The sequence below is a fragment of the Okeania sp. genome (assembly GCF_035285525.1).
GTDB lineage: Bacteria > Cyanobacteriota > Cyanobacteriia > Cyanobacteriales > Microcoleaceae > Trichodesmium.
Window position 1 is genome coordinate 1 of sequence record NZ_JAYKGW010000003.1, and the last position, 10631, is coordinate 10631.

The following is a 10631-nucleotide window of genomic DNA, read 5'->3' on the forward strand; positions in this document are numbered from 1 at the left end:
CGTTATAGTTATTTGCCTTGAAAATTTTGACTATTGACTACTAAGCTGAAAATTTTGAGGAAACTATAACGTTATAGTTATTTGCCTTGAAAATTTTGACTATTGACTACTAAGCTGAAAATTTTGACGTTATAGATATTTAACTCGTAATATCATGTTCGTTAGTATCATTTGTGTAAAAGTTGGAGAAATATCTACCATATTTAAAATTTTTTTTCCTTCTCTAACAACTTGTTACTTAAGAATATAAAAACTCAAACGTATCCTTCAAACAATGTCTAATTCTACTAACTTAAACTACTCAAAAAAAGAGCAAGGCAATGCAGCTATTGGTATGGGTAGCAACTTGGGAGAATCTCTTGATACTCTTAAAAATGCCATTCAAACTTTAGATGAAATTCCTGGCATTAACTTAATTACTTATTCTAATTGGTATAGAACTAAACCTGTAGGTGGTCCAAAACAATCAGACTTTATCAATGGTTGTGCATTATTAAAAGTAGAATTAACTCCCCATAAATTGTTAGAAATTTTATTAGATGTTGAACAAAAATTTAAGCGAGTACGTTTAGAACATTGGGGACCTAGAACCTTAGATTTAGATTTAATATTATACGATGATTTAATATTGGATACCCCTAATCTACAAATACCCCATCCTCGAATGAAAGAAAGAGCTTTTGTACTTGTCCCTTTAGCAGAAATAGCTCCTAATTGGATAGAACCAGTTTCAGGAAAAACTATCGCTAAACTTCAAGAAGAAGTAGAATGTTCTGGAGTATTTCCACTTTAAAAAAAGGCAAGTTAAATTAGCAATTTACTTATGATTAAAAAAGCACTTATTACAGGTTCAGCAGTAGGAATAGGTAGAGCGATCGCTCTCGACTTAGCGAGTAAAGGATTTGATGTAGCATTTCATTATAGGCGCAGTGGAGAAGCAGCTAATCAAGCAGCTCAAGAGGCAGCTACCTATGGAGTTAAATCTATTGCTTTACAGGCAGATGTTACTAAACCAGAGGAAGCTAAATCTTTAGTAGAAAATGCTGCTGAAAAACTGGGAGGATTATCTGTTGTAGTTAATAATGTGGGAAACTTTCTCGAAAAAACAACTAGCCAAATATCCATAGAAGAGTGGCATGAAATGCTTGATTCAAACTTAAATTCTACCTTTTATGTTACTCAAACAAGTATTCCTTACCTTAAAGCAGCAGGTTGGGGACGTATTGTCAACTTTAGTTTCGCCAGTGCCCAACATCTTAAAGCAGATGACCAACAGACAGCCTATAGAATTGCCAAGACTGGTATTATAATCTATAGTAAGTCCCTAGCTCAAGAATTAATTAAGGACAAAATTACTGTAAATGTAGTTGCCCCAGGAGCAGCAGAAAATACTATTGGTTTAGAAGAAACGATTCCTATGCTCCCAACTAAACGGGCTGCAACTTTGCAAGAAGTAAGTCATGTAGTTGGCTTCTTTGTTAGTCCCGAATCAGGTTACATTACTGGACAAGTTTTGGAAGTGGCAGGGGGTTGGAGATTATAATTGTTTCTGAATTTCCGAGATTATGGTTAAATAAATATGATGGGAATAAGAAAAGATTAAAGGAGTGGAAAAATGCTGACTCTAGCAGATATTTGTGAGGTATATAACAAACATCAAAATGATTACAATAACACCCAAGTAGAAGAGTTTACTATTGGAAATAAAAAGTTTAACTTTAATTCTCAAACTTCTATTTTAGGAATCATTAATCTTTCTACAGAATCTTGGTATAAACCCACTATTTGTTATACTCCAGAACAAGCAATTTGCCGTGGTAAAGTATTAACACTTCAAGGTGCCGATGTCATAGATATTGGTACTGAGTCTACTGGCAAAACTACAGCTAGGGTAGATCGGTTAGAACAAATAAGTCAACTTTTACCTATTCTGAAAACTTTCAGTCAAGAAGGTATATTAACTTCAGTGGAAACTTATTATCCAGAAGTTGCCAGGGAATGTTTAAAAGCAGGCGCAAATGTTATCAACTTTTTGGGAACTGAAAATAGCGAAGAAATGTATCAAGCTGTAGCTGATTTTGATGCAGCAATTATTATTTGTTATGTAGAAGGAAAACACGCTAGAGATGTAGGAGAATTTGATTTTGATTCAGGTAGAGATATGATCGATGTGCTATACGATTATTTTGCCAAAGAGATAGAAATAGCAACTAAAATAGGAGTGAGAAAAATTTTTATTGACCCAGCAGTGGGTGTAGGATACGCAAATTTTTACTACCAATACAAAAATATATCAAATAGAATGAGATATCAAATTGATACTCTTTTAAATGGTTTTAGACTAAGAAAATTAGGGTTTCCTGTTTTTAATCAAATACCTACAGCTTTAGAAATTTTTGGAGAAGAGTTCAGAAGTTCTCAAGTTTTTACGGCAGTTTTTGCAGCACTAGGAAAAAATGATATGGTTAGAACCCATGAAGTTGCTAAAGTAAAATCTCTTTTTGAAACTATGAGTTGGTTGTAATAGATATTTCCAAAAAAAGAGGGAACAGGAAATAGGGGAAAGTTGAAAAAATTTACTCTCTGTTTCCTGTTAAATATTCTCTCTCTCAACTAGAAAATTTATTTTCCACAACCACTTAGTCTAAATATTCAAGATGATGGTAAAAAAAGCACTTGTGACAGGTTCAGCAGTGGGAATAGGTAGAGCGATCGCCCTCGACTTAGCAAGTAAAGGATTTGATATAGCCTTTCACTATAACAAAAGTGCAGAAGCAGCCAACCAAGCTAGTCAAAAAGCAGCTACTCAAGGTGTGAAAGCGATCGCTCTGCAAGCTGATATTACTAAACCAGAGCCAGCTAGATATTTAGTAGACAGTGCAGCGGAAAAACTGGGAGGTTTATCAGTAGTAGTTAATAATGTAGGCAACTATCTAGGAAAACCTCTCATTCAGGTATCTATAGAAGAGTGGCATGACGTTATTAATTCTAACCTTAACTCCAATTTCTATGTCACTAAAGCAGCACTTCCCTATCTGAAAGCAGCTAATGGAGCAAGGATAGTAAACTTTGCTTGTGCTAATGCCCAAAATGTGGTAGCACGGAAAAATAATGCAGCTTACATAATTGCCAAAACTGGTATTATTATCTATACTAAGTCCTTAGCAGTTGAGCTAATTAAAGATAAAATTACTGTTAATGTAGTATCGCCAGGAATAGCAGAAAATTCTTTGGATTTAGAAAAAATGATTCCTAAAATCCCAGCCCAACGACCTGCAAGTTTCGGAGAAATTAATAATGCAGTTTGGTTTTTTATTAACCCAAATTCTAATTATATTACAGGACAAGTATTAGAAGTATCGGGTGGTTGGCTTTTATAGTTAAGGTTTGCACAAAAAAAGCAGAGTTTGCGAAGTGTCTGCAAGCTGGGAAGACAGAAACAGGAGAAGGAATAATTGTTCTTTAATTTCTCTACCATTTTTTCCCGAAAATCCCAATTTTTGGGTAGTTATTATATTTGTAAAAGGTAAACTTTTTCAGTATAAAAAAAGATTATAACCATTAGATATCTCCAGAAAAGAGTGAGTAGGGAGAAATAATTAATTATTATACCGTATTATATTTCTCCAATTCCTGACTTCATATCCTAAAAACCCTTACCTTTACCAATAGAAATCTCCAAAAATAAAAAATCAAACCAATTATCGTACAGAAATTATCAATTCTTTCTTCCTATAGCCCATTGCCTATTGCCTCTTTTCTAGAAATGTCTAATATACCAAATGGGTTCTATATATTTGACCTAGGTAAGATATTTTATGGTAGTTTAGTAAAAGTAAAACAAAAAAGCTGATTTCCTATGAATGTAACTTCCGATGATATTAAAGCTGTATACGAGGAAAGCAATGCAACTCAACATTATTTGTCTCCAAATCGTAAAGACAATGTAAAAGTTTACTGGGAAGAAGCTTTTTCTCGTTTCGTTTTCAAACAAGCAATTCTTTCTATTGATACTCCTGCTCGCGAAAAGTTGCGTGTACTTGATGTCGGAGCTGGAATAGGAGACGGATACACTTTATTAAGCGACCTGTTGGCACAAGAACCTAGTTTGGATAAGTGCAACCTAGATTATCTAGGTATTGATATTAGTCCAGAAATGGTGGAAACTGCCAACAACTTATACAAAAATAACACGAACGTTCGCTTTGAGCAAGCCGACATTCGTAAACAAATTCCTGAAAGTCCTTTTGATTTATATCTTTCCTGTGGAGTTCCTTATTCTCATCTTACCCATGAAGAGTTAGAAACAGTCTTAAAGATACTATTTGAACGTATTCTTAAAAATCAATCTCCCTGTGCAGTTGTGATAGACGTTTTAGGAAGATACAGTATTGAATGGCAACCGCACTGGAGTGAGAGTCGGTGGAACTATAATATGAGTTTTTTCAAGAGTGAGGGCGAAGCTAAACCTACATTAATGAGTTTCTATTCTCACGAACATCTAGAAAAAATAATTCGGAATGCTGCAAGTGAAGTTAATTGTCCAATTAAAAATCTAGCTTTCTTCGATCGCTCAATCGTAGTTGGTCGCCATACTTCAACAGGAGCTTTTAATCGAGAACTTCCTAAATATCGCAATCTAGTTAATTCTTTACTCGATCCAAATCAAGAAACAGATTTGAATCAACTGATTCTGCGAGTAGAATCAGGAGATGCTCCAGAATATATTATTAAGTTCTTCCATCAGTTTTCTGGTTGGTGGAATACTATAATCGCTGAAGCAGCAGAATTGCTCAATGAATCCTTAGAAGTAAATCGGGTGCAACTACCTGCCAATATCGAAAGCTTAGATGTACTGATTAAGCAAAATTTAGCTAATTCTGTTTTAACTAATGATAGACAAAGAATAGAGTTAGCTGTTGCCAAAAGATTACAGCAACTTGAACAAACTTGTGAACCAGGGTACGGCGTTGGTCACGATCTATTCGGAGTTGTTTGGTTAGATACAAGAAATTCCTAAACTCTGGATATGTATTTTTTCATTTTTGTAGTAACTTAAAAAATATGACATTTTTAATTACAAATGACGACGGTATCGATGCTACAGGTATCCGAACCCTACACGCTGCCTTGTCTGAAGTCACAACCAAACCTAGTGTTATAGTTGGTCCCAAGCACCATCTATCAGGGTGTAGTCATCATATTAATATCCGTACAGGAATCGCCGTAGAGCATCGCTCAGATTCGGAGATTTCTGTAGAAAGTACCCCAGCAGACTGCGTGCGTTTAGGTGTTAATTATTTATATAAGGATATTGATTTTGTGCTATCGGGTATTAATCAAGGTTGTAATTTAGGTTCGGATATTTATCCGTCGGGAACGATAGCGGCAGCACGAGAGGCAACTATACATAGGATTCCAGCGATCGCCTTTTCCCATTTCCGAAGAGCTGAATGGGAAATAGACTGGGAAAGAGCAAAGAGATGGACTATTCAAGTTCTGAATATGTTGTTAGAAAAACCGATAGAACCAGGAACTTTTTGGTCGATTAATTTTCCACATCTGACATCGGATATGAACGAGCCAAACATTGTTTTTGCTCCCTGTTGCACTCGCCCACTGCTAACTGAGTTTGTTTTGGAGGGATCGTCCTATCGGTACATAGGTGACGACATTAACCGCAAGTCTGACCCCGGTACGGATGTTGATGTCTGCTTATCAGGTAATATTGCCATCTCTAAAATTCAGTTGTGGTGATGCTAGTTTGATGTTTGGTGTCAAAAATGGAAGCATCTAAACTACATCAACGCTCTTTATATCATAACTTATATCATGTCCGGATAATTAGTGATACAGGATTTACGCAAGTGAACCCAGAAACCCGGTTTCTCGTAGACATCTATTGCTCAAAACAAGGATTTATCGTAGAAACCGGGTTCCTCCCGTGTAAGTCCTATGATAAAAAGACTTTCTCCTGTTCTCTCCTGACTTCTGTAGAACGGCCGTTCGCCCCTACAACTAACTCGTGACTTCTCCCTTATTTATATATGTTCATCCGGACATGATATTACGCAAAGTCTTAGATAATCAGGATTTAAGCAAAGGTACTATATATAGTTTGTCGGTGCGTTACGCTACCCCTTTATATCAAATCCGCTGGCTTTGGAGAATAAAATTATAGCATCAGAAAAGAGCGAAAAGCCTAGTCTGTAGAGGGTTTGGAGACCAAACCCCTACTACGAGCGAATTATACCGATACTACCGGATTTGATATTACATGTCGTCTAGGGAAGCACACCGCTTACCAAGAATAAATCAACTTCAGTCTTCTTTCTTAGTTTCTTCTTTCTTCGTTACTTTGAAATTTTACTTACAGCACTTTTCACTCTTGATGAACCAAATCGATCGGCATAACCAAACCCTTGTAGGGACGTTGCATAACAAAAATGCGTTTCATGTCGCGCAGCGATACGTTCCTACTGTGGTTCACTAAAATGAAAACCGCTGTAACTAATTATTGAGGATATAGTAATGACATTAAATGAAAAAAAAGAGGAAAAATCTCAAACTCTCAAAAATGAATCTAACTCAGATAGTTGGATAATAGGTAAAGAATTTAGATTTGAAGCTGCTCATCAACTACCTAATCACGATGGGAAATGTGCCAGATTACATGGCCATTCTTGGCGGGGTGTTATTTATATTTTTGGTAATAAGTTGATAACTTCTGGAGCCAAACAGGGTATGATTATGGATTATGGAGATATTAAAAAATATATTAAACCCCTCCTTGATAATTATTTAGATCATTATCATTTAAACGAAACTACAGGTTTAACTAATCCTACCAGTGAGGCGATCGCTAAATGGATTTATGAACAATTAGAAGATAAAATTCCAGGACTTGTAGCAGTTAGAATTGATGAAACTTGTACCAGTCAATGTATTTATTCAAAAGGAAAAATTGATTTTTTAATGTTTTGAGGTAATAGAGAATAGGTTCATTAATTAATAATGAATAATTGATAACTACTTCTCGTTAAAATCATCAGATTTAATATCAGGAAATCTTATTTATTTTTATCAATTATCCATTGGTAAATTTTTCAATATAATAAGTAGTCGTGCAAAATAAATTTCCTAGTTGAGGGAGGAAATGGGGAACAGGAAGAAAGAATTGATAACTTCTGGATCGAATTAGAGATATATAATAGTAATATGTAATTAATTTTTTATAAGCACTTATCTTCTGAGTTTTTTAATTAGGAGTTGCTGATTAAATCTCAAAGGATTAATATATAAAATTTTTAGACTTCTTATACCTACAAAAGTACCTATTTTTTGTCTGAAAATGGTAAAATTTTGACTCTAATCAAATTAAAATTATTAGTGCAATAGTATATAGAAATTTAGTGAAATGAAAAAAACCATAGGAATTATTGGAGGAGGACCTGCTGGAATGTCTTGCGCACTCTGGTTAAAGTATTTAGGTTTTTCTCCAATTATTATTGAAAGAAAACAAAAACTGGGAGGTTTACAACAGTTAAGTAATTTTCAAAATGTCTGGTATTTAGGATTAATTGAAAAAACTGGATATGAAATTGCTGAACAGTTTCGTCAACATATTAAAATAGAAGAAATTTCTACATTATTAGGTTCTCAACTTAAGAGTATTGTCAAAGATGGGGATAATTTTCAGATATTTACTGAAGCAAAAGAAATTACAGCTCAAGGTTTAGTTATTGCTACAGGACAAAGAATTAAAGGATATGAAAGTATCAAGTTTATTGAGGGTAGTCACGAACTTTTATCATCACAAGAAATATTCTTCGATCCTGGTACTACTCCTCTACTTACACCCCAGATGAATGATAAAATAGTTGCCATTGTTGGAGGAGGTGATAATGGGTTAGTAACAGCAATACGTTTCTCAGAAACTGCTAAACATATTCACCTATTTGTTCGTTCGCAAATGTGTGGTTTTAAGGTTAACCAAAAAACAATTCACGATAAAATTGAAGCTGGTAAAATAACATTGCATCAACTAACAATTATTAATAGATTTGCCGTTCAGAATAATCAAATTTATATCACTTTTAGAGATGGAGAAAAACCAGAAGAAAAATTAGCATTTGACTCTCTATGTTTGAGAATTGGGTTTGCTCCAAATATAGAAGATATAGTGCAAATTTTTAATGAAGGAAACTTAGGCAATATTCAACTTAATGAAAAAGGATATATTTCTACAGATCAATTTTTACGGACTTCTATTCCTAACATTTATGTTGCTGGAGATGTAGCAAATCCCAGAGATCCCTGTGTAGCAACAGCAGTAGCTCAAGGTGCTATTGCTGCTAGAAGTATACAAGAAGATTTATAATCAGAAATTACGCAAAGAAATCCGGTTTCTCGTAGTAGAAAGAAATCTGGTTTCTCGTAGTAGAAAGAAACCCGGTTTCTCGTAGAAAACGGGTTTCTGGGTTCTGATGAGGATAAAAATTTACTGATTAATAATTATAAATAGTTTTTTAGAAAGAAACCCAGTTTCTCGTAGAAAGAAACCGGGTTTCTCCTAGAAAAAAACCCGGTTTCTAGGTTCCGATGAGGATAAAAATTTACTGATTAATAATTATAAATAGTTTTAATTATTAATTATCAATTATTCATTATTCCCTATTCCCTAAAAATATAAAAATGAGTTTAACCAAAGAATTTAAAAGTAGATATCACGAGTCGCGGATGCAATATATGGCAACAGGAAAATCTCCCACCTGTTCAGTCATTTCTTCTCAAACACCTTACTGGAAAAATAATCGACTTATTTTTCCTTTTTTAGTTGATGACTGGGAACATTTTTATTACGTTGACTTTCCTAAAAAATTTAAAAATACAGAAAATACCTACCCATCTATTTTAATAGGAATAGCAATGGCAGAAATTTATCGCCTTTGTGAAATATGTACTCCTAAAATAGTAAAAGTACCTTGGTATAGTTGTCTTCAATGGGAAATAGATTGGTGGAATGAAGATATTTATTGGTATCTTCAGCAAAAGTTTTATCTGGAAAAATGGGATTGGGAAAAAATGCCTCCCATAGAGTTTTCTCCAAATTCAAATTATACAGAAAACTCTGCTTTTCCTTCTGTTAATGATACTTATCTTCTTGCAGTTAGTGGTGGTAAAGAAAGTACATTTGCTTTTGAGTGGATGCAGCAAGCAAACCTGCCCATAGAAGCATTTACTTTACATAATGCGGGAGGAATATTAGGTAATAAATGGCTGGAAAAATTCCCAGTATTTGACTATATTAAAAATCAAACTTAATCTATGGGAAATACAAGCTCATACCCAGGAAGAACCGGCTGAACATTTTGCTTATGAAGGTGTTCGTAATGATCCTACTATTACTAATGCTCTGTTCATTATGATGATAATTGCTATGCAGCAAGGTCACCGATTTTTGATATTAGCAAATGATAAGAGTTCCAATGAATCTAATGCTACATATCAGGGGCGAGAAGTTAATCATCAAAGTGCTAAAGGAGCTGCTTATATAGAACGTTTTAATGATTTTTTAAAGCGCAAAGGTTTGCCTTTTGGTTATGTGAGTATTTGCGAAGAAGTTTATTCTATAGGTACGGTTCATCAGCTATCTTTATGGAACAAAAATATCTTAAATAACCTTACTTCTTGTAATGAAGCACAGTGGTCTCCAGAAGATGTGCGATGGTGTTGTAACTGTCCAAAATGTGCTTTTTCTTATGCTTTAATTGAATCTATGACGGATTACAGTTTTGCTTCTCAAGCAGTAGGAAAAGATTTATTTAGTCTGGCAGAACTTGAGAATATTTGGAAAGGTTTATTTGACCCAAATACGGAGAAACCATTTGAGTGTGTTGGTGAAAAACGTGAAACTTTAATGGCTTTAGTTAAATGCAAAAAACAACGTCTTAAAAATGGAGAACCTTTGGGTATTCTTGTGGAAATACCTGATGTTGATTTTGATAATTCTTTTCTCAAAATATCTCCTCCTCAAAATATTCCAATTGAACATCAAGAAAAACTAAATTCTGTTAAGTAGGGAATAGGAAATGTAGTTAGTCTGGTAGTTGGTTGAAATACTTGAAGTTTTGGATTATAAAAAAAGGTAAAATTTTGCCATAAGAAGAATTATACGAAAAAGGTTAATGCAATATTTTATATAATCTTCGGTTGAATAATTACACTTAGGAGGAGGAGGTGAGTCATCAAAATTGGCAATAGTTGCTGATCGAAAAAGTCGTTTATACATTTCCTTAAGCACCCCGGCACAGGGGGTGAGCCATCAAAATTGGCAATAGTTGCTTACAGAAAAAGTCGTTTATACATTTCCTGAAGCACCCCGACAGAGGAGGTGAGCCATCAAAATTGGCAATAGTTGCTTACAGAAAAAGTCGTTTATACATTTCCTGAAGCACCCCAACAGAGGAGGTGAGTCATCAAAATTGGCAATAGTTGCTTACAGAAAAAGTCGTTTATACATTTCCTTAAGCACCCCGACAAAGGAGGTGAGTCGTGAAAATTGGCAATAGTTGCTTACAGAAAAAGTCGTTTATACATTTCCTTAAGCACCCCGACAAAGGAGGTGAGTC

Annotated in this window: 10 protein-coding genes; all 10 read left to right on the forward strand. The window is 34.5% G+C overall.

Features of this window, described 5'->3' with window-relative positions:
• Positions 1-274: 274 nt before the first annotated feature.
• Positions 275-793, forward strand: a complete 519-nt coding sequence (gene folK, locus VKJ25_RS00175) for a 2-amino-4-hydroxy-6-hydroxymethyldihydropteridine diphosphokinase (RefSeq protein ID WP_324234608.1) — start codon at positions 275-277, stop codon at positions 791-793.
• A 30-nt stretch (positions 794-823) separates the two neighbouring features.
• Positions 824-1543 (forward strand): bifunctional dihydropteridine reductase/dihydrofolate reductase TmpR, encoded by a 720-nt coding sequence (gene tmpR, locus VKJ25_RS00180; RefSeq protein ID WP_324234609.1) that lies wholly within the window; start codon positions 824-826, stop codon positions 1541-1543.
• A 72-nt stretch (positions 1544-1615) separates the two neighbouring features.
• Positions 1616-2524, forward strand: a complete 909-nt coding sequence (locus tag VKJ25_RS00185; RefSeq protein WP_324234610.1) for a dihydropteroate synthase — start codon at positions 1616-1618, stop codon at positions 2522-2524.
• Between the two features lie 133 nt (positions 2525-2657).
• Complete coding sequence (gene tmpR, locus VKJ25_RS00190; protein ID WP_324234611.1) at positions 2658-3380, forward strand: bifunctional dihydropteridine reductase/dihydrofolate reductase TmpR; 723 nt, start codon at positions 2658-2660, stop codon at positions 3378-3380.
• 479 nt (positions 3381-3859) lie between these two features.
• On the forward strand, positions 3860-5020 hold the full coding sequence (locus VKJ25_RS00195) for a class I SAM-dependent methyltransferase (protein WP_324234612.1): 1161 nt from the start codon (positions 3860-3862) through the stop codon (positions 5018-5020).
• Between the two features lie 44 nt (positions 5021-5064).
• Positions 5065-5757 carry a 5'/3'-nucleotidase SurE gene (gene surE / locus VKJ25_RS00200; RefSeq protein WP_324234613.1) on the forward strand — a complete coding sequence of 231 codons (693 nt, stop codon included), beginning with the start codon at positions 5065-5067 and terminating at the stop codon, positions 5755-5757.
• A 774-nt stretch (positions 5758-6531) separates the two neighbouring features.
• A complete protein-coding gene (gene queD / locus VKJ25_RS00205; RefSeq protein ID WP_324234614.1) occupies positions 6532-6984 on the forward strand; it encodes a 6-carboxytetrahydropterin synthase QueD in 453 nt (150 codons plus the stop codon).
• Between the two features lie 433 nt (positions 6985-7417).
• A complete protein-coding gene (locus VKJ25_RS00210) occupies positions 7418-8380 on the forward strand; it encodes an NAD(P)/FAD-dependent oxidoreductase (protein WP_324234615.1) in 963 nt (320 codons plus the stop codon).
• A gap of 314 nt (positions 8381-8694) precedes the next feature.
• A complete protein-coding gene (locus VKJ25_RS00215) occupies positions 8695-9324 on the forward strand; it encodes a hypothetical protein (protein ID WP_324234616.1) in 630 nt (209 codons plus the stop codon).
• Positions 9299-10081, forward strand: a complete 783-nt coding sequence (locus VKJ25_RS00220; protein WP_324234617.1) for a MurL C-terminal domain-containing protein — start codon at positions 9299-9301, stop codon at positions 10079-10081. Before VKJ25_RS00215 ends, VKJ25_RS00220 begins: the two co-directional genes overlap by 26 nt.
• Positions 10082-10631 lie beyond the last annotated feature (550 nt).